Below are 20,046 nucleotides of genomic sequence, written 5' to 3' on the forward strand. Positions count from 1 at the left end.
TAAACCGTTGAAGCGGAGATAAAGATATTCATGCGCGCACAGAGAGTCCGGGAGGGTGAGAGCCGGGTCGAGAGGCAGTTTATCAAATGGACCGCAGAGGGCACAGGGAAAGATATTTTCGGGTATCAAGTATTCTGTGACGTGAGGGCATACGTCAGTTGCCGGGAATATGAAGGTATTCCGCCAAGTGCACGGGTCAGACCGTGAATCAGGGTGGCACCGCGGGTGATTTTGAATTTAGAGCTCGTCCCTGACAGAACCAGATTCTGTCGGAGACGGGCTTTTCTTGATTTCATGAGCAAGCAGCGAATGCAGATCACGAATGTCCCGTCCTCCGGTAAGGAATGAAAAACTCAGGAGGGCCTGTATATGTATCCAACATTAGAAAAAATCAAAGAACTCGCACAGTCAGGCGAATACCGGCGAATCCCTGTATGCAGAGAGCTGTATTCCGACCGCTATACACCCGTAGAAGTCATGAGGACCTTACGCACAGCCAGCAGACATTGCTATCTTCTGGAAAGTGCCAGCCAGACAGAGGTATGGGGACGCTATTCCTTCCTGGGATATGAGCCATCCATGGAGATCACCTGTACAGACGGAAAGCTTCAGATCCGCAGGATCCATGAGGACGGAACTGAAGAAAAAACCGTACAGCAGGTGAAGCATCCGGGAGATGCTATTCGGGAGATCCTGAAAGAATACAAAAGCCCAGTGCTGGAAAATATGCCGACCTTTACCGGAGGTCTGGTAGGATATTTTTCCTACGATTATATTAAGTACAGCGAGCCGAAGCTGGAGCTTACCGACGAGACAGTACAGGATTTCCGGGACATGGATCTGATGCTTTTTGACCAGGTGATCGCCTTTGACCATTACAGACAGAAGGTGCTTCTGATCACCGGTGTGATGACGGATGATCCGGAAAATTCCTATCAGAAGGCGGAAGCAAAATTAGAAGAGATGACAGATCTGATCCGAAACGGAAAACAGAAGGAATTTCCGTCTTTGAAACTGAAATCTTCCATTGAGCCGCAGTTCCCGAAAGCAAAATACTGTGAGATGGTTGAGAAAGCGAAGCATTACATCCACGAAGGAGATATTTTCCAGGTGGTGCTCTCCAATCCGATGCGAGCGAAAGCAGAGGGAAGTCTGTTTAATACATACCGTGTTCTCAGGGCTACCAATCCTTCGCCGTATATGTTTTATTTTTCCAGTGATGATATTGAGATTGCAGGAGCCTCCCCGGAAACACTTGCCAGGCTTGCAGGAACAGAATTAAGTACCTTCCCGCTTGCAGGAACAAGACCAAGAGGCAAGACAAAAGAAGAGGACCTGGCGCTGGAAAAAGGACTCCTGGCTGATGAGAAGGAACGTGCCGAGCATAATATGCTGGTGGATCTTGGTCGAAATGATATCGGAAAGATCAGTAAGATCGGTACCGTGAACGTAGAAAAATATATGTGCATCGAGCGTTTTTCTCATGTGATGCATATTGGTTCCACAGTTACCGGCCAGATCCGGGATGACAGGGATGCGGTGGATGCAGTGGATGCCATCCTTCCGGCAGGAACACTTTCCGGAGCACCGAAATTCCGTGCCTGCCAGATCATCCAGGAACTGGAACAGAGCAAGCGAGGTATTTACGGCGGTGCTATCGGATATCTGGATTTTGCCGGAAACCTGGATACATGTATTGCCATTCGCCTGGTTTATAAGAAAAACGGTGAGATCTGTATCCGGTCAGGAGCAGGGATCGTAGCAGACAGTATTCCGGAAAGTGAATTTCAGGAGTGCTGCAACAAGGCAAGAGCCGTTGTACAGGCAATCGAAACTGCACAGGAGGGACTGGAATGATAGTACTGATCGATAATTATGATAGCTTTTCCTACAATGTTTACCAGCTGATCGGTTCTGTGAAGCCGGATATCAAAGTGGTAAGAAATGATGAAGTGACCATCAAAGAGCTGGAGGCCATGAAGCCGGAGGCATTGATCCTTTCCCCTGGTCCGGGAAAACCGGAGGATGCGGGAATCTGTATTGAATCCATAAAATATTTCAAAGACAAGCTGCCGATCCTGGGTATCTGCCTTGGACATCAGTCCATCTGTGAAGCCTTCGGAGGGACAGTATCCTACGCAAAAGAGCTGATGCACGGAAAGCAGAAAGAGATACATAAAGTTGGAAAGAGCCGGATGTTTGAAGGACTTCCGGAAACTTTTCCGGCAGCCAGATATCACTCACTGGCAGCTATCCGGGATACCTTACCGGAGGAACTGGTTGTTACCGCTGAGTCTGAGGACGGAGAGGCGATGGCACTGGAGCATAAAGAATATCCGATATTCGGATTACAGTTCCATCCGGAATCTGTTATGACACCGGATGGAAAAACAATGATCGAGAACTTTATGAAGGTTATCAGAGACAGATAAGACAGAGAACAGCAATCCATAAAAGATAGAATCGTTACAGAACAGGAGGAAACAACAATGATCAAAGAAGCAATCATCAAGCTTTCAAAAAAAGAAGATCTTACATATGACGAAGCAGAAGCCGTAATGAATGAGATCATGGACGGAGCGGCAACACCGGTACAGATGGCATCCTACCTTACTGCACTTTCCCTGAAAGGAGAGACTATTGATGAGATCACTGCATCAGCAGCCGGAATGCGTGCACACTGCATCAAGCTTCTCCACGATATGAATGTTCTGGAGATCGTAGGAACCGGTGGTGACGGAGCAAACTCCTTTAACATTTCCACGACATCTTCTCTTGTAATCGCAGCAGGTGGCGTTCCGGTAGCAAAACACGGAAACCGTGCAGCATCTTCCAAGAGCGGTGCAGCAGATGTTCTGGAAGCACTTGGCGTAAAGATCACCATCCCGCCGGAAAAAAGTGCAGAGATCCTGAAAAAGATCAACATCTGTTTCCTGTTCGCCCAGAATTATCATATTGCCATGAAATATGTGGCACCGATCCGTAAAGAGCTGGGAATCCGCACGGTATTTAATATCCTCGGACCATTAAGCAACCCGGCAGGCGCAAACATGGAGCTGATGGGAGTCTTTGACCAGTCTCTGGTAGAGCCGCTGGCACAGGTTATGATGAAGCTTGGCGTGAACCGCGGAATGGTAGTTTTCGGGCAGGATAAGCTGGATGAGATCTCCATGAGCGCACCGACTTCTGTGTGCGAGATCAAGGACGGATGGTTCCAGTCCTATGAGATCACACCGGAGCAGTTCGGCTATACACGCTGCAGCAAAGAAGATCTGGCAGGCGGCACACCGGCAGAGAACGCAGAGATCACAAAAGCCATTGTAAACGGAAACGAAAAAGGCCCGAAGCGTCAGGCGGTCTGCATGAACGCAGGTGCAGCACTTTATATCGCCGGAAAGGCAGAGAGCCTGGAAGCCGGCGTAAGAAAGGCTGAAAACCTGATCGACAGTGGTGCAGCTGCTGCTAAGCTTGCGGAATTTATCAAATTAAGTAACGAGATTTGAAAATAATAGCGGCAGAAGAGAAATCGGCAATCCCTATCGGAAGAGATACGAACGGAAACATTAATCTGTCAGACTTCTTGAAATTGCCGAATGAGAGTTGAACTGAAATATCAAGGAGACAAACAAAGAATGAACGAAAAAAACATTCTGGAGGAAATCGCAGAAAAAACAAGAGAACGTATCCGGAAGGAAAAACTTCAGTTTCCCCTGGATCAGCTGAAAACCCTGGCAGAAAAAGCACCACAGCAGCCGTCCTTTCTGGAAGCGTTGAAAAAGTCGGGTATGTCCTACATCTGTGAAGTAAAAAAAGCTTCCCCCTCCAAGGGGCTGATTGCACCGGAATTTCCGTATCTGGAAATTGCGAAAGAATACGAGGCAGCAGGTGCATCTGCGATCTCCTGCCTCACAGAGCCATTTTATTTCATGGGAAGTGATACTTATCTCCGTGAGATCACAGAAACAGTGGATATTCCGGTCCTTCGGAAGGACTTCACGGTGGATAAGTACATGATCTATCAGGCAAAAGCATTCGGCGCATCGGCTGTACTTCTGATCTGTGCTATCTTAAATGACCAGGAACTCCTGGAATACCGAGAGCTTGCTGAAACTCTGGGAATGGATGCACTGGTGGAAGCTCATGACGAGAATGAAGTGGCAAGAGCATTAAAGACAGGTGCAAAGATCGTCGGTGTAAACAACCGTGACCTGAAAACCTTTAAGGTTGATATGAATAACAGCATCCGTCTTCGAAACCTGGCACCGGACAATGTGGTATTTGTGTCTGAGAGCGGAATCAAAAACGCAGGTGATATCGCTATCCTGGAAAGAAACCGGGTAGGTGCAGTCCTGATCGGTGAGACCCTGATGCGAAGCCCGGATAAGAAAGCAGCATTGGAAAATCTGAATGGTGGAGCGCTTGTATAAAGGCCAAACGAAAGAATAGAGCAAATAAGTAACAGAGCTGACCAGCAGCAAATAGTAACGAAACAGGAAGGGGCAGGGTCGTCAGACAGAAAGGGCAGAATTGGCAGAATATGAGAGAACAACCGTTGAAACATGGGAGCAGAACCAGAATCAAGATCTGCGGCCTGACCCGCCCGGAAGATATCCAGGCAGTTAACCAGGCTAAACCGGACTTTGCAGGATTCATTGTAGAATTCCCAAAAAGCAGAAGAAACGTTACCGTGGAGCAATTGAAGGCTCTCCGGGAAGAAATGGATGATAGCATTTTGCCGGTAGGCGTATTCGTCAATGCACCGGTGGAGCTTCCCGCACAGCTTTTAAATGAAGGAACCATCGCACTGGCACAGCTTCACGGACAGGAAGACAAGAATTATATCAGACAGCTTAAGACCATGACAGACCAGCTTCTGATAAAGGCTTTTTCCATAAAAACAGAAGCAGATATAAAGAAAGCGATCCGTTCGGAAGCAGACTATATTCTGCTGGATCAGGGCGCAGGAGGAACAGGAGAAACTTTCGACTGGAGTCTGGTACCGGCGATCAAACGTCCCTGGTTTCTGGCAGGAGGTCTGGGCTGTGAAAATCTGGAATCGGCCATACATCTGCTTCACCCCTGGGCAGTAGATTTAAGTAGCAGTGTAGAAACCGACGGTCACAAAGACCCGGATAAAATATTAGAAGCAGTATACGCAGTAAGGAACATAAAGGAGGAAATATAACATGTCAAAAGGAAGATTCGGCATCCATGGCGGACAGTACATCCCGGAAACACTGATGAACGCCGTTCTGGAGCTTGAGGAAGCATACAACCATTACAAAAACGATCCGGAATTCAACCGTGAGCTCACAGAGCTTCTCAATGAATACGCAGGAAGACCATCCCGTCTTTACTATGCGGCACATATGACCGAGGACCTTGGCGGAGCCAGGATCTATCTGAAAAGAGAAGACTTAAACCACACAGGAGCCCACAAGATCAACAACGTACTTGGTCAGGTGCTCCTGGCAAAAAAAATGGGCAAGACCCGTGTCATCGCAGAGACAGGAGCCGGCCAGCACGGTGTTGCAACTGCAACCGCAGCAGCACTGATGGGAATGGAATGTGAGGTATTCATGGGAAAAGAAGACACGGAACGTCAGGCACTGAATGTTTACAAAATGCGTCTTCTCGGAGCAAAAGTCCATGCAGTCACAAGCGGAACCGCAACCTTAAAGGATGCCGTTTCCGAGACCATGCGTGAGTGGACAAACCGTATTGCAGATACCCATTATGTACTGGGATCTGTTATGGGCCCGCACCCGTTCCCGACCATCGTACGTGATTTCCAGGCCGTGATCTCCAAGGAGATCAAAGAACAGATGCTGGAAAAAGAGGGAAGACTTCCGGATGTTGTCCTGGCCTGCGTGGGCGGTGGCTCCAATGCTATCGGAACCTTCTACAATTTCATTGAGGACAAAGACGTTCGTCTCATTGGCTGTGAGGCAGCAGGACGTGGCGTAAATACTGCGGAGACTGCGGCAACCATCGCAACCGGTCGTCTCGGAATCTTCCATGGTATGAAATCTTACTTCTGCCAGGATGAATACGGACAGATCGCACCGGTATACTCCATCTCCGCAGGCCTTGATTATCCGGGCGTAGGTCCGGAGCATGCACACCTTTATGATATCGGAAGAGCAGAGTACGTTCCTGTTACAGATGACGAAGCAGTAGATGCTTTTGAATATCTTTCCAGAACAGAAGGAATTATTCCTGCGATCGAAAGTGCCCATGCAGTGGCCTATGCGAAAAAGATCGCACCGACACTTGGAAAGGACAAGATCATGGTAGTTACCATTTCAGGACGTGGAGATAAGGACTGTGCGGCAATTGCCCGCTACAGAGGGGAGGATATTCATGAATAAGAGAATTACAGAAGCATTTGCAAACGGAAAAGCATTTATTCCTTTTTTAACCTGCGGAGATCCGTCTCTGGAGGTAACAGAGCAGCTGGTTTATGCAATGGAAGAAGCAGGAGCAGATCTGATCGAGCTTGGGATCCCGTTCTCAGATCCTACCGCAGAGGGACCTGTGATCCAGGAAGCTAATGTCCGGGCACTTGCAGGTGGCGTGACTACAGATAAAGTTTTTGCAATGGTAGAAAAAATCCGTAAAAATACAAAAATCCCAATGGTATTCATGACCTACGCAAATGTAGTATTTTCTTACGGAACAGAGCGTTTTATCAAGAAAGCAGCGGAAGTTGGAATGGATGGACTGATCCTTCCGGATGTTCCGTTTGAGGAAAAAGAAGAGTTTGATGTTGTGTGTAAACAGTACGGCCTTGACCTGATCTCCCTGATCGCACCGACCTCCCATGAGCGGATCGCCATGATCGCAAAAGAGGCGGAAGGCTTTGTTTACTGCGTATCTTCCCTTGGTGTAACAGGAATGCGTACCAGCATTACCACAGATATCGGAGCTATGGTGAAATTAGTAAAAGCCCAGAAAGACATTCCATGTGCAGTAGGATTCGGAATCTCCACACCGGAGCAGGCAAAAAAAATGGCAGATCAGTCAGACGGTGCCATTGTAGGATCTGCGATCGTGAAGCTTTGTGGTGCCTACGGCAAAGACTGCGTGCCGAAGGTGAAGGCTTATGTGAAAAAGATGAAGGATGCGATCAGATAAGTTCCCGGCTGAAATTGAAACACAGATCACAAAGTGTAATAAAAATCTGCTTTATCCCAAAGAAAGGGTAAAGCAGATTTTTTCCTGCTCTGAACAGAGGCCGGAAAAATTGCAGGAAATATCTACTTGACAGTCAGAGACCAAATGATAGATGATATAAAAAAAGGTGAGGAGGAAATTGGGGATGAATCGGGAAGAAGCAATGAAGAAAGCAGAAGCGCTGGTTGCCAGGATGACTCTGGAGGAAAAAGCCAGTCAGTTAAGGTACGATGCACCTGCAATAAAAAGATTGGGAATTCCGGCGTATAACTGGTGGAATGAGGGACTTCACGGTGTTGCCAGAGCAGGGCAGGCAACGGTTTTTCCACAGGCAATCGGAATGGCGGCAGCTTTTGACCGGAAAAGTGTGGCAGAGATGGCCGGTATCGTGGCAACAGAGGGCAGAGCAAAGTATAATGCATATTCCGTAAACGGTGACAGAGATATTTATAAGGGATTGACGTTCTGGTCTCCTAATGTCAATATTTTCCGTGATCCACGATGGGGTAGAGGCCATGAAACTTATGGGGAAGATCCGTATCTTACAAAAGAACTGGGAGTTTCCTTTGTAAAAGCACTTCAGGGAAATGGGGATACAATGAAGGCAGCAGCCTGTGCCAAACATTTTGCAGTACATTCCGGGCCGGAGGCACTCCGTCATGAATTTGATGCGGAAGCATCCGCAAAAGATATGGAAGAAACGTATCTGCCGGCATTCGAAGGTCTGGTAAAAGAAGCGAAAGTAGAAGCGGTTATGGGAGCTTATAACCGGACAAACGGGGAACCCTGCTGCGGAAGTCCCACATTACAGAAAAAACTCAGAGGCGAATGGAAATTTCAGGGGCATTTTGTATCAGACTGCTGGGCGATCCGTGATTTTCATGAACACCATATGGTAACGGATACAGCCGTTGAATCTGCAGCACTGGCGATTAATAATGGCTGTGACCTGAATTGTGGAAATACCTATCTTCACATTATGAAGGCATACGAAAAGGGGCTTGTCACAGAAGAAACCATAACCCGGGCAGCAGTGCGGCTTTTTACCACAAGGTATCTGCTGGGGTTGTTTGATGGAAGCGAATATGACAATATCTCCTACATGGAGGTAGAATCTCCCAGGCATCTGGATGCAGCGGAGAAAGCAGCGGAAAAAAGCTTTGTTCTGCTGAAAAATAACGGGATTCTTCCGCTTGATAAAGAAAAACTGAAAACAATAGGGATCATCGGACCAAATGCGGACAGCAGACAGGCGCTGATCGGCAATTATCATGGGACAGCTTCCAGGTATATTACCATACAGGAAGGCATCCAGGATTATGTGGGAGACGATGTAAGGATCCTTACTTCCAGAGGCTGTGATCTGTTCCGAGACCGGACGGAGCACCTTGCGTTTACCAGAGATCGTATTGCGGAAGCCAAGGTGGTTGCAGAAAACAGCGATGTGGTGATCTTATGTATGGGCCTGGATGAGACACTGGAAGGAGAAGAGGGAGACACCGGAAACAGCTATGTATCGGGAGATAAAGAAGATATTGAACTTCCCGGAGTACAGCGAGAACTGATGGAAGCGATCGCAGATACCGGAAAACCGGTAGTATTCTGTCTGCTGGCAGGAAGTGATCTTAATCTGAAATATGCGGCAGAGAAATTTGATGCAGTCATGATGCTGTGGTACCCTGGATGCCAGGGCGGGAAGGCAGCGGCAAAGGTACTGTTTGGAGAAATCTCGCCATCAGGAAAACTTCCGGTGACATTTTATGAAAGCCTGGAAGAACTTCCGGATTTTACCGATTATTCCATGAAAGGCAGAACATATCGCTATATGGAACGAAAAGCACAGTTTCCTTTTGGATATGGTCTGACGTACAGTAAGGTGGCAGTAGATAAAGCAGAGGTCAAAACATGTGAACAGAAGATAAACGTGGAGGTAGAAGTGCAGAATAACGGCGCATATGATACAGAGGATGTTGTTCAGATCTATGTAAAAAATATCGACAGCAAAAATGCCATTCCCAATCCGATGCTGGCCGGTTTTCAGCGGATATTCCTGAAGGCGGGAGAATGCCGGAAAATAGAAATCCCAATATGGGAAAAAGCATTCACCGTAGTAGATGAAACAGGAAAACGGATGGAAGAAGGAAAGAAATTTGAAATTTATGCAGGCTGCAGCCAGCCGGATGAAAAAAGCAAAGAACTGACCGGGATCATGCCGGTAAAGATCATCTGGGAAAAATAATAAGAAAATCTAAAGTAACAGGAGGGCGATGCATCAGGCAGCGCCCTCCCTTCATATCTACCGCATAAACAACCGTACCATTTTTTCATAAATCTTCCGATATTTCTGATACCGCATAGGAAGATCGATCCAGGTCTTTTTATCTACAATACTCTTATAATGAGAGAATGTCCGGAAGCCGTCGATGCCATGATAGGATCCCATGCCGCTTTCACCAAAGCCGCCGAAGCCCATATTGCTGGTTGCCAGATGTATGAGGACATCGTTGATACAGCCACCGCCGAAACCACATCGGGAAGTAACTTCCCGGGCATTTTTTTCATCTTCGGTGAAGATATAAAGAGCCAGCGGATGCGCCATGGAATTGATCTTTGTTACGGCACCTCCGAGAGAGTCATAGGTGAGGACCGGAAGTACCGGGCCGAAGATTTCCTGCTGCATGACCGGATCTTCGAAGGTTACGTTATCAAGAACCGTCGGCTCGATCTGAAGTGTTTCACGGTTGGAACCACCGCCGCAGACAGTTTTGGCAGGATCGATCAGACTGTTGATACGGTCGAAATGCTTTTCGTTGATGATCTTTCCATAATTCCGGTTCTTCAGTGGTTCTTTTCCATACTGGCGTGTGATCTGTCTGCGAAGCTCTGCGACCAGGGCTTCTTTGATCTCCGGATCACAGTAGATGTAGTCCGGAGCCACGCAGGTCTGGCCACAGTTCAGGAACTTACCGAATACGATACGTTTTGCCGCAAGGCGGAGATTGGCTGTTTTGTCCACGATGCAGGGGCTTTTTCCACCCAGCTCCAGAGTGACTGGTGTGAGGTGTTCGGAAGCCTTTCTCATGACCTCTTTTCCCACAGACTGGCTTCCCGTGAAGAAGATGTAATCAAAGTGCAGACTGAGAAGATGTGTGTTTTCCGCACGTCCGCCTGTGACAGTTGCAACGTATTTTTCATCGAAACATTCATGGATGAGAAGACGGATCACTTCGCTTGTTGCCGGTGAGTAGGCACTTGGTTTCAGGATGACTGTGTTTCCGGCTGCAATGGCGTCTACCAGTGGTTCTATGGTGAGAAGAAACGGATAGTTCCACGGACTCATAATGAGAACAACACCGTAGGGGGATGGTTTGCGGAAACTGTGGGAATGGAACTGTGCCAGTGGAGTCGGAACGGTCTGTTCTTTTGCATAGGAGCGGATATTTTTCAGCATATGTGTGATCTCGGAGAGCACCAGTCCGGTCTCACACATATAGCTTTCGAAATTACTTTTTCCCAGATCCTTTTTCAGCGCGGCGTGGATCTGATCTTCGTGTTTCCGGATGGAAGCGCGGAGACGTTTCAGGGCGCTGATGCGAAAATCAAGGTCAAGAGTTGCGCCGGAGTAGAAGTACTGGCGCTGTTTATCTAAAAGCTGGTTGATCTGTTCTTTTTCCATGGAATTGTAGTCCTTTCTGAAAAAACTGTATTCGAAATATCGAAAAAATCTTTCTATGCCAATGGCTGTTTTAGCAATTGCCTGCCGGAGGCATCAGTCTGTAATACAGTGTCTCAAGTTCGCCGGCATCCATCAGCACAGGAACCGGGTACAGAGGATTGGCTTCTTTATCTGCGTAATGGGCAAGCTCCGGGATGTCCGTTTCCTGGATTTCCGGGATATAGTCTCCGATGCCATAGCGTTTTTTCATATCTTTTATTGCATCAATAAACATCCGGGCAGCAGTTTTATCGTCCTCATGTTTATCGCAGAGACCGGCAGTTACGGCAAGGTTGCGGAGTTTGTGAGTGATGGAATCTCCGTATGTTTCCAGTACCATAGGAAGGATCACTGCATTGGCAAGCCCATGTGGAACATTATATTTTCCGCCGAGGGAATGTGCAATTGCGTGGACATATCCAACGTAGGATTTGGTGAAGGCACAGCCTGCGAAATAGGAGGCGCGGAGCATATTTCGTCTTGCTTCAATATTATTGCCGTCTGTGTAGGCGGTATCCAGATTTTCAAAGATCAGTCTGACAGCATCCAGGGCATTTTTTCTTGTGCCAGGTGTAGTGGAATTTCCAATGTAGGCTTCCACTGCGTGAGTCAGGGCATCCATGCCTGTGGTAGCTGTGATAAACGGCGGAAGGCTTAAAGTCACTTTCGGGTCAAGGACTGCGTAGCGTGGGATCAGCGGAAAATCGTTGATGGCATATTTGTGCCGTGTTTCTGCATCGGTAATGACAGCAGCAAGTGTTGTTTCACTTCCTGTTCCTGCAGTCGTGGGGATGGCGATGAGAAGAGGAAGCTTTTTGTGGATCTTCAGGATTCCCTTCATCTGAGCAAGAGACTGGTGTGGCTTGGCAATGCGGGCTGCTGTGGCTTTTGCACAGTCCATACTGGAACCTCCGCCGAAGCCGATGATCGCCTGGCAGTCATTGTCCAGATACATGTGAAGGGCTTCGTCCACATTGACGGTTGTTGGATTGGCAACGGTTTTGTCGTAGATGTGGTAAGAGATGCAGCTTCGCTTCAGTGTCTGCTCCAGCCTTTCTGTAAGGCCAAGGCTTCGGATCCCTGCATCTGTGATGATGAGTACATTGTTATAGTTTCTTTTTTCCAGAACTTCCGGAATACCTTTGACGCTTCCGATGATCTTCGGATTGCGGTAAGGAAGCAGTGGAAGGGCGAATTTAAAGACATTCTGGAAAACCCGGCAGTAAGCTTTTTTTAATGGATTCATGGTAGTTTTCGTTCCTTTTAAAGTCAAATTATTTTATTCTAAATATTATATATAGCAGTTGGAAGGGGAAAAGTCAAGGTTGCCGTTTATGGAAGTGCGTCGCGAAGCGTGTTGCTGAGAACAGAGTAACCGTAACGTCATAAAAAAGAAAACAGGAAAATATAATATTGTCATGGTTGTAAATATCCTTTACACTAAGGGAGTCAAACAGAATCATTATGCAAGGATTGGATATCCAGCGGAAGGCAAATGTCCGCAGAATAGATATTGATCACGGAGGAAATCATGCCAGAAACAGACACATCCGCAAAAAATCCTCTTCATGTATCCGAAGTGGATGATAATTTAAAAGAATTAAGCCCTCACGGTTCCTTTGAGCTGCCGGTGGAAACCTATATGGCGAACTGTGAGATCTTTCATGCATTGTATGACCACTGGCACAGTGAGATGGAGATCATGTATATTGAAAAAGGCAGTGGCTTTGCCAGACTGAACCGGGAGAGCATCCGCCTGAAAAAGGGGGATATCCTGATCGTGAACTGCGGAGTTCTCCATAGTATGCGCACGGATCTTAAGAAGCCTCTTTATTATAAGAGTGTGGTTTTCAGCCTGGGCTTCCTTGCAGGTCAGCCGGGAGATATCTGCCAGGAATGTGTGGTATCACCATTAATAGAAAACAAGGCAGAATTCTGCCATCATATAGAAGAAGGAGATTCCGGATATGAGAAGCTACGGGAAATTTTTCTGGAGATCCATGACTGTCATACGGAGAAGAAGCCATATTTCTATGTGAAGTTGAAAATGCTGTTCTTTGATTTCTTTTATGAGATGCTGACGAAGCATTATATTATCCCGGTAAGCACAGAGCAGAACAAGAGCCTTGCAGCAGTAAAGAAAGTGCTGGATCATATCAGCCTTCACTACCAGGAGAATCTTACTGTTTCAGAGCTTTCCGGACTTTCCAATTACAGTGAGTATTATTTTATGAAGCTTTTCCGCCAGTATACGGGAAAAACCCTGGTGGAATACATCAATGACTTCCGTATGGAGAAGGCGAAGTATCTTCTTACGCATTCCGATGCACCTGTGACGGAGATCGCCATGCAGGTGGGATTTAACAGTACAAGTTATTTTATAAAGAAATTTCAGCAGTCCAATAAGGTTTCACCGCATAAGTACAGGAAGAGTATGAGACAGATCTGAGACAGATCCCGAAACAACCGCATATGTACCGGTTATGTTTTTATGCAGAGCTACAGTAAAAAGTGAAAAACAGTCTGACAAATATCTTGCATATCATGACAGGATTGTTATATTTTTGAAAAGAAATGCGTGATATCCTAATATCATCAAAAACAAAGCAAACAACCTTGTAAAAACATATTTCATCCCATCAAGATCCATGAAAGGAGATCAAAATGGAAACATTAAGCAAAGTATTTGAAGACAAATATAACAAAAATGTAAAAGATTGTACAAATGAGGAAATCTATCATGGACTCCTCTCCTGGACAAAGGAGCAGCTGAAGGGCCGCGGCTACCAGGATGGAAAAAAGAAAATTTATTATATTTCCGCAGAGTTCCTTATCGGTAAGCTTCTTTCCAACAACCTGATCAATCTGGGCGTTTATGATGAAGTTGCGAAATATCTTAAAGAAAACGGAAAAGAGCTTTCCATGATCGAGGAGATCGAGCCGGAGCCATCTCTCGGAAACGGCGGACTTGGCCGTCTGGCAGCATGTTTCCTGGATTCCATTGCAACTCTGGGACTTCCGGGAGAAGGAATCGGACTTAATTATCACCTCGGACTTTTCAAACAGGAGTTTAAGGATCATCTTCAGTTTGAGACACCGAATCCTTGGATCCAGCCGGAGAGCTGGCTTACAGATGCAGGCGTTTCCTATTATGTCCCATTTAAGGGCTTTATGCTGAAATCCACACTGTATGATATTGATGTTGCGGGCTATGAGAACAAAGCGATCAAGCTTCGCCTTTTTGATATTGATATTGCAGACGAGAGCATTGTGGGCGAGGGAATCTCCTTTGATAAGAAGGATCTGCTCCACAACCTGACACTGTTCCTTTATCCGGATGACAGCGATGATGCAGGAAGAAAGCTTCGTATCTATCAGCAGTACTTCATGGTAAGCAATGCGGCACAGCTGATTCTGGATGAGGCAACAGCAAAAGGCTGCAATCTTCATGACCTTGCCGATTACGCAGTGATCCAGATCAACGATACACATCCGAGTATGGTAATTCCGGAGCTTATCCGTCTCCTCACAGAGCGTGGAATCGAGTTCGAGGAGGCATGCGAGATCGTATCTCATGTATGCGCTTATACCAACCATACCATTCTTGCAGAGGCACTTGAGAAATGGCCGATCTCCTATCTTGAGGAGGTTGTTCCGCATCTGATGCCGATCATCCGCAAGCTGGACGAGCGTATCAAAGCAAAATATCCGCAGGAAAATCTTGCCATCATCGACAAGAACGACCTGGTACACATGGCACATATGGACATACACTACGGATTTTCCATCAACGGTGTTGCATCTCTTCATACCGATATCCTGAAGGAGACAGAGCTTCATCAGTTCTATGAGATCTATCCGGAGAAATTCAATAACAAGACAAACGGAATCACCTTCCGCAGATGGCTCCTTCACTGCAACCATCCGCTGACAGAGTACATCACATCTATGATCGGTGACGGCTTCCGTAAGGATTCCTTTGAGCTTGACAAGATGCTTGGCTTCAAGGGAAATCAGGACGTTCTTGCAAATATCCTTAAGATCAAGCAGGATGCAAAGAAGAGATGTGCGGAGTTTATCAAAGCCAACACAGGTGAAGAGATCAACACACACAGTGTTTATGATATCCAGATCAAACGTCTTCATGAGTACAAACGTCAGCAGCTGAACGCACTTTACATCATTGACCGTTACCTGAAGATCAAGGCAGGCGAGAAGCCGCAGCGCCCGGTAACCTTTATTTTCGGTGCAAAGGCAGCTCCTGCATACGTTATCGCAAAGGATATTATCCACCTTCTCCTCTGCTTACAGGAGCTTATCAACAATGATCCGGAGGTTTCCCCGTACATGAAGGTTGTTATGGTGGAAAACTACAACGTAAGTGCAGCAGAGAAGCTGATCCCTGCCTGCGATATCTCCGAGCAGATCTCTCTTGCTTCCAAGGAGGCCAGCGGAACAGGAAACATGAAGTTCATGCTCAACGGTGCTGTAACACTGGGAACCATGGATGGTGCAAATGTGGAGATCAGCCAGCTGGTAGGCAAGGATAATATCTATATCTTCGGAGAGTCCAGTGAGCAGGTTATCGAACACTATGAAAAGGCTGACTACTGCTCCAGAGATTTTTATGAGAAAGACGAGCGCATCCGTCGTGCAGTAGACTTTATCGTAGGAAACGAGCTTCTTTCTATTGGAAGTGAGGAGCATTTAAGAAGACTGCATCATGAGATCGTAAGCAAAGACTGGTTCATGACTCTTCTTGACTTCGAGGATTATGCGAAGGTGAAAGATCAGGCACTGTCCGATTATGAGGACAGAACCGCATGGGCAGAGAAAATGCTTGTAAATATCGGAAAAGCAGGATACTTCTCTTCAGACAGAACCATTGAAGAGTACAACAGAGATATCTGGCATCTGACACCGGAGAAATAAAACGGTTTTAGGCAGATTGCTCCGGCTCGGAAGAAAAATAGAAAAATAGAAAATAAAAACGCCGGCATTCATTGGAATATGTACAGGGGCTGAGATGTCAGAGAGGATCTGGCAGCCTGGACAGGACATGGTACAGATGAATGGCCGGTGTTTTTTTTGTGAAATTGGTTGCGAAAAATTGTTTACGGAATCAGGCAAGCGATACTTCAGGCTTTTCCATGCTTAAATGCCATCATCATCTCCTTGGTAAGGCTGATATTATCTCCTTCATCCGGAATGTCTTCCCGGTTGAACCAGGAGGCCATGGAAAGCTCATCGTGGTCTACAGTCAGAGTGTCGTCGCCATCCAGATCACAGTAGAAGCCAAACAGAAGGGTTCCGGAGAAGGACCATGGCTGGCTCTTGTAGTAGCGGAGATTTTTGACCTTTACGCCAATCTCTTCCATAACTTCACGGTGAACGGTCTCCTCGATGGTCTCACCAATCTCGGCAAAACCTGCGATCATGGCGTAGCGGGTGTGATTTCGGCCCTCATATTTGGAGAGGATCAGCTTGTCACCGTTGGTAACGCCTACGATCACAGCCGGAGAAAGCACCGGATATTCACCGTTTCCACAGGCAGGGCAGATCATCTTGCGCTCATGTTTATCATGTACCATCGGTTTTCCGCAGCAGCCGCAGAAACGGCGCTTGCTGTACCACTGAAAGAGCTGATATCCGGTGATTCCTGCGAAAGCCAGATACTGTGGCTCTGCTGTGCGGAGAACTCTTGTGATCTCAAACTGATAACCAGGAAGGAGCCTGGTGTCAAGATCCGGGATCAGATAAAAATGCTCTTCGTCAATGGAGAAGAGATAGATATAATTCTCATAGAGGTTTTCAACTTTTCCTTCCAGCTCTTCAAAGCTTGGAAGAGTCATAGTCTCACCATCTTTTTTCATAAGGATCTTTCCTTCTTCATAGGCGAGGATGTGGCTTTCTTTATCCGGGGCCACAGGTTTGTACTCATTGTGATAGGTATGTGGTGCGATATCCTGGATCATGATCGATAATTCCTTTCCGAATTTATTGTTTTACAGTGTTTGCTGAGAAGTTTTGCCATATAAAATACAGCACGCTTTCTACAGTATAAGCTTACCTTGCGAAAAAGGCAACTGTCCTTTTGGTGACCAGCAATAACAAAAAAAGTTGTATGAGTCAGAAAATCAGTGTAAGATAAATGTATTATATTGTGCAGAAGATGTGAAAGGTCTGAAAATTTTTCTGCACAGAAGGAGAAGATCATGCCAACAACAGAAAAGCCGGGACTGACCCGGGATGCCATTAAATATCTGGCAATTTTTACCATGCTTCTGAATCATATCGCCAACGTGCTTCTGCCGGAAAACACGATCCTGTGGGAAGTGTTTATAGACATTGGCTACTTCACAGCCATTACCATGTGCTATTTTCTTGTGGAAGGCTTTTACTATACACATTCCAGGAGAAAATACGGTGAAAGACTTCTGATCTTTGCCGGGATCTCCCAGGTTCCCTATATGATGGCTTTTGGGAATTCACAGCTGAATATGATCTTTACTCTGTTTATCTGTTTTATGATCCTGGTTGTTCAGGAAAGGATGATGGCAAGTAAATGGAGAATTCCACTTCTGATCCTGCTCCTTTTACTATCCGTTTATTCGGACTGGGCAATCCTGGCACCGGTTTTTACCATCTGGTTCCATGAGAGCTGGGGGAACAGGAAGAGGATGATAACAGCGTACGGAGTCGGTGCTGCCCTTTTTGTGCTGTTTAACTACAGCTCCTACGTGGAAAAAATGGCAGCCGGACCGGCAATGCTCCATGCTCTGTTTTCGGCAGCAGGGATCGTGGCATCAGGAATCATCATCCTGTGCTTCTATAATGGCAAAAAATCCGAAAAAGCACCGAAGTTTTCCAAGTGGTTTTTCTATATCTTTTATCCGGCACATCTGCTGATCCTGAGCATAGTCCGTGTTATAGTACAGTAATAGATAAAATAAAATCTCTCCAATATTTATAACCGGATAGATTGCCGAAAATAAATTTCATATCCACATAAAACATAGTAATTCTGTAAGAAAACAGAAAAATAGCGAAAAAACTCTTGAAAACCCACAAATTATCTGCTATGCTAACTGACATGACAAAGGCGTCTGGAAATTGAGTTTCCAGGCGCTTTTTGCGTTGCAGAATAATTGAGGGAATTGAGGAGGAAATGAATGATGAATGCAGGAGATACCGGCTTTATGCTGATCTGTACAGCCTTTGTGTTCTTTATGACACCTGGGCTTGCGTTTTTCTACGGAGGACTGGTCCGCAGGAAAAATGTGGTAAATACCATGATGGCCTGTGGGGCGATCATGGGACTGTCCGTAGTTATGTGGACATTGTTTGGATATTCGCTGGCATTTGGAGGAAATCATGGCGGGATCATCGGAGATTTTCGCTGGTTTGCGCTGAATGGCGTAGGCTGGGAGCCGGGACCTTATGCGGATACGATCCCGCATCTGGTATTTGTGGCGTTCCAGATGATGTTTGCCATGATCACACCGGCATTGATCACCGGTGCCGTGGTTGGAAGAATGCGTTTTAAGGCGCTGTTTTTCTTTATTGCGATCTGGTCTTTGATCGTGTATTATCCAATGGCACATATGGTCTGGGGAGACGGTGGATTTCTGGCAGCCATTGGCTCTGTGGACTTTGCAGGAGGAAATGTGGTACATATCAGTTCCGGTGTCAGTGCACTGGTTCTTGCCATTTATCTTGGACAGAGACGAGGCTATGCAAAAGCAACCTATCGCACACACAATATCCCATTTGTATTTCTCGGAGCAGCTATGCTGTGGTTCGGATGGTTCGGCTTTAATGCAGGAAGTGCGCTGAAGGCAGACGGCCTTGCGGCACATGCCTTTATGACCAGCAGCATTTCTTCTGCCTGCGCACTGCTGACCTGGATGCTGATCGAGGTGATCCGCGAGGGAAAACCGACACTGGTTGGTGCATCCACAGGTCTTGTTATCGGACTGGTAGCCATTACACCGGGAGCTGGTTTCGTACCGGTATGGGCATCCTTTATCATTGGGATCCTGGTAAGCCCGATCTGTTACTTTACTGTGATCCTTCTGAAACAGAAGCTGAAGATCGACGATGCCCTGGATGCTTTTGGCTGCCATGGTATCGGTGGTATCTGGGGAGGAATCGCAACAGGTCTCTTCGGAAAAACTTCCATTAACTCTGTTGCAAAATGGGATGGCCTTGTGTTTGGAGATCATCGTCTGTTCCTGGCGCAGGTATTGAGTATTGTGATCACCATTGCGGTTGCCATTGTGGGAACGCTGATCTGTATCGGGATCGTGCGGATCTTTACACCGCTTCGTGTAGATCCGAAGGAAGAGATGGTCGGGCTGGATGCATCCCAGCATGGAGAGAATGCATATCCGTCATTTAATGGATTTGACTGATAAAAGAATTTGTTCGGCAATGATCGTGTGAAAATGGAGGAAATCGTATGCTTATAAAGATAGAAGCAATCGTAAGAGAAGAAAAAATGGAAGATGTAAAAGCAGCGTTAAATGAGATCCAGGTTAACGGTTTTACAGTAACCCAGATCATGGGCTGCGGAACACAGCGTGGTTACACAGAGTATGTCCGTGGTTCCAAAATCGATGTATTTCTGAAACCGAAGATCAAGTTTGAGATTGTAGTATCATCAGAAGACTGGGAGATTAAAGTTATTGATGCTGTGCAGAAAGCAGCGTTTACCGGTGATCCCGGCGATGGAAAGATATTTAGCTATGAGATACGCAACGCTGTTCGTATCCGTACAGGTGAGACCGGATACGATGCGCTGCAGTCGGAATTTCTGTAAATTGTTTTATTAATATGTAAATTATGTGTGAAAGAGTCTTTCAGGAAATCACAGGGATATCAGGAGATATGATCTTGAGATTTTTCGGAGGACTTTTTTACCACAGATTTAACAATAGTTTTACGTTGATTTGATGAAAAATAGCATGTGGCCAGTATAATATATAAGATGTACACGAAAACTAAAAATAATAGATAAGGCAGACATGACAAAAAAGAAATCAAAGAAATAAATAAGAAAAAAACAGAAATCCATTAAAGATGGATTCGAGCAGGACCAAGAAGAGCAGGAGAAGGAGAATCCCAAAAAGGATGCTCCGGCTCAGAAGTCAGAA

At 46.3% G+C, this 20,046-nt stretch carries 16 protein-coding genes; 13 read left to right on the forward strand and 3 right to left on the reverse strand.

The annotated features are described in order from the left end of the window. Positions 1-369: 369 nt before the first annotated feature. The 8 genes from trpE (at position 370) to GPK58_RS05095 (ending at position 9,415) form a co-directional block, all read left to right on the forward strand. On the forward strand, positions 370-1,857 hold the full coding sequence (gene trpE, locus GPK58_RS05060; protein ID WP_173722421.1) for an anthranilate synthase component I: 1,488 nt from the start codon (positions 370-372) through the stop codon (positions 1,855-1,857). After that, positions 1,854-2,432: an anthranilate synthase component II gene (locus tag GPK58_RS05065; protein WP_110102896.1), complete on the forward strand. Its 579-nt coding sequence runs from the start codon at positions 1,854-1,856 to the stop codon at positions 2,430-2,432. The genes trpE and GPK58_RS05065 overlap by 4 nt, the downstream gene beginning before the upstream one ends. A 57-nt stretch (positions 2,433-2,489) precedes the next feature. Continuing rightward, positions 2,490-3,503 (forward strand): anthranilate phosphoribosyltransferase, encoded by a 1,014-nt coding sequence (gene trpD / locus GPK58_RS05070; RefSeq protein ID WP_118368707.1) that lies wholly within the window; start codon positions 2,490-2,492, stop codon positions 3,501-3,503. A 129-nt stretch (positions 3,504-3,632) separates the two neighbouring features. Then, complete coding sequence (trpC, locus tag GPK58_RS05075) at positions 3,633-4,427, forward strand: indole-3-glycerol phosphate synthase TrpC (RefSeq protein WP_215638314.1); 795 nt, start codon at positions 3,633-3,635, stop codon at positions 4,425-4,427. Between the two features lie 125 nt (positions 4,428-4,552). Next, positions 4,553-5,185 (forward strand): phosphoribosylanthranilate isomerase, encoded by a 633-nt coding sequence (locus GPK58_RS05080; protein WP_330627205.1) that lies wholly within the window; start codon positions 4,553-4,555, stop codon positions 5,183-5,185. Between the two features lies 1 nt (position 5,186). Then, positions 5,187-6,371, forward strand: a complete 1,185-nt coding sequence (gene trpB / locus GPK58_RS05085) for a tryptophan synthase subunit beta (protein WP_118753062.1) — start codon at positions 5,187-5,189, stop codon at positions 6,369-6,371. Next, entirely contained in the window at positions 6,364-7,137 is a 774-nt protein-coding gene (trpA, locus tag GPK58_RS05090; RefSeq protein ID WP_118753063.1) for a tryptophan synthase subunit alpha, read from the forward strand. The genes trpB and trpA overlap by 8 nt, the downstream gene beginning before the upstream one ends. A 184-nt stretch (positions 7,138-7,321) precedes the next feature. Continuing rightward, positions 7,322-9,415: a glycoside hydrolase family 3 C-terminal domain-containing protein gene (locus GPK58_RS05095; RefSeq protein ID WP_215638315.1), complete on the forward strand. Its 2,094-nt coding sequence runs from the start codon at positions 7,322-7,324 to the stop codon at positions 9,413-9,415. Positions 9,416-9,472: 57 nt separating this feature from the next. Here the strand turns inward: GPK58_RS05095 and GPK58_RS05100 are convergent, their stop codons facing one another. After that, complete coding sequence (locus GPK58_RS05100) at positions 9,473-10,852, reverse strand: aldehyde dehydrogenase (protein WP_092068534.1); 1,380 nt, start codon at positions 10,850-10,852, stop codon at positions 9,473-9,475. Positions 10,853-10,922: 70 nt separating this feature from the next. After that, on the reverse strand, positions 10,923-12,137 hold the full coding sequence (locus GPK58_RS05105) for an iron-containing alcohol dehydrogenase (protein ID WP_092068531.1): 1,215 nt from the start codon (positions 12,135-12,137) through the stop codon (positions 10,923-10,925). A 285-nt stretch (positions 12,138-12,422) separates the two neighbouring features. Here GPK58_RS05105 and GPK58_RS05110 point away from each other — a divergent pair, with 285 nt between their 5' ends. After that, positions 12,423-13,340 carry an AraC family transcriptional regulator gene (locus tag GPK58_RS05110; protein WP_092068528.1) on the forward strand — a complete coding sequence of 306 codons (918 nt, stop codon included), beginning with the start codon at positions 12,423-12,425 and terminating at the stop codon, positions 13,338-13,340. A gap of 215 nt (positions 13,341-13,555) precedes the next feature. Next, on the forward strand, positions 13,556-15,823 hold the full coding sequence (glgP, locus tag GPK58_RS05115) for a glycogen/starch/alpha-glucan family phosphorylase (RefSeq protein WP_215638316.1): 2,268 nt from the start codon (positions 13,556-13,558) through the stop codon (positions 15,821-15,823). 206 nt (positions 15,824-16,029) lie between these two features. On the opposite strand, the gene nudC is transcribed toward glgP, so the two are convergent. Continuing rightward, positions 16,030-16,866: an NAD(+) diphosphatase gene (nudC, locus tag GPK58_RS05120; protein WP_215638317.1), complete on the reverse strand. Its 837-nt coding sequence runs from the start codon at positions 16,864-16,866 to the stop codon at positions 16,030-16,032. A 240-nt stretch (positions 16,867-17,106) separates the two neighbouring features. Between nudC and GPK58_RS05125 the strand changes: the two genes are divergently transcribed. The 3 genes from GPK58_RS05125 (at position 17,107) to GPK58_RS05135 (ending at position 19,712) form a co-directional block, all read left to right on the forward strand. Beyond that, the gene (locus GPK58_RS05125; protein WP_252195774.1) at positions 17,107-17,832 is read left to right on the forward strand and encodes a TraX family protein; all 726 of its coding nucleotides are present in this window, start codon (positions 17,107-17,109) and stop codon (positions 17,830-17,832) included. 234 nt (positions 17,833-18,066) lie between these two features. After that, positions 18,067-19,305 carry an ammonium transporter gene (locus GPK58_RS05130; protein WP_092068756.1) on the forward strand — a complete coding sequence of 413 codons (1,239 nt, stop codon included), beginning with the start codon at positions 18,067-18,069 and terminating at the stop codon, positions 19,303-19,305. A gap of 47 nt (positions 19,306-19,352) precedes the next feature. Continuing rightward, a complete protein-coding gene (locus GPK58_RS05135) occupies positions 19,353-19,712 on the forward strand; it encodes a P-II family nitrogen regulator (protein WP_015527276.1) in 360 nt (119 codons plus the stop codon). Positions 19,713-20,046 lie beyond the last annotated feature (334 nt).

Origin of the sequence: Blautia sp. MCC270 (assembly GCF_018785605.1) — a bacterium.
In the GTDB taxonomy this organism is placed as follows: domain Bacteria; phylum Bacillota; class Clostridia; order Lachnospirales; family Lachnospiraceae; genus Blautia_A; species Blautia_A fusiformis.

What these genes read in the sequence shown, in the direction of transcription:
- GPK58_RS05105 (WP_092068531.1), bottom strand. Translation starts at nt 12,137, where the DNA reads ATGAATCCATTAAAAAAAGCTTACTGCCGGGTTTTCCAGAATGTCTTT.
- trpB (WP_118753062.1), top strand. Translation starts at nt 5,187, where the DNA reads ATGTCAAAAGGAAGATTCGGCATCCATGGCGGACAGTACATCCCGGAA.
- GPK58_RS05100 (WP_092068534.1), bottom strand. Translation starts at nt 10,852, where the DNA reads ATGGAAAAAGAACAGATCAACCAGCTTTTAGATAAACAGCGCCAGTAC.
- GPK58_RS05095 (WP_215638315.1), top strand. Translation starts at nt 7,322, where the DNA reads ATGAATCGGGAAGAAGCAATGAAGAAAGCAGAAGCGCTGGTTGCCAGG.
- trpA (WP_118753063.1), top strand. Translation starts at nt 6,364, where the DNA reads ATGAATAAGAGAATTACAGAAGCATTTGCAAACGGAAAAGCATTTATT.
- trpD (WP_118368707.1), top strand. Translation starts at nt 2,490, where the DNA reads ATGATCAAAGAAGCAATCATCAAGCTTTCAAAAAAAGAAGATCTTACA.
- trpC (WP_215638314.1), top strand. Translation starts at nt 3,633, where the DNA reads ATGAACGAAAAAAACATTCTGGAGGAAATCGCAGAAAAAACAAGAGAA.
- GPK58_RS05065 (WP_110102896.1), top strand. Translation starts at nt 1,854, where the DNA reads ATGATAGTACTGATCGATAATTATGATAGCTTTTCCTACAATGTTTAC.
- GPK58_RS05125 (WP_252195774.1), top strand. Translation starts at nt 17,107, where the DNA reads ATGCCAACAACAGAAAAGCCGGGACTGACCCGGGATGCCATTAAATAT.
- GPK58_RS05130 (WP_092068756.1), top strand. Translation starts at nt 18,067, where the DNA reads ATGAATGCAGGAGATACCGGCTTTATGCTGATCTGTACAGCCTTTGTG.
- nudC (WP_215638317.1), bottom strand. Translation starts at nt 16,866, where the DNA reads ATGATCCAGGATATCGCACCACATACCTATCACAATGAGTACAAACCT.
- GPK58_RS05110 (WP_092068528.1), top strand. Translation starts at nt 12,423, where the DNA reads ATGCCAGAAACAGACACATCCGCAAAAAATCCTCTTCATGTATCCGAA.
- GPK58_RS05135 (WP_015527276.1), top strand. Translation starts at nt 19,353, where the DNA reads ATGCTTATAAAGATAGAAGCAATCGTAAGAGAAGAAAAAATGGAAGAT.
- trpE (WP_173722421.1), top strand. Translation starts at nt 370, where the DNA reads ATGTATCCAACATTAGAAAAAATCAAAGAACTCGCACAGTCAGGCGAA.
- glgP (WP_215638316.1), top strand. Translation starts at nt 13,556, where the DNA reads ATGGAAACATTAAGCAAAGTATTTGAAGACAAATATAACAAAAATGTA.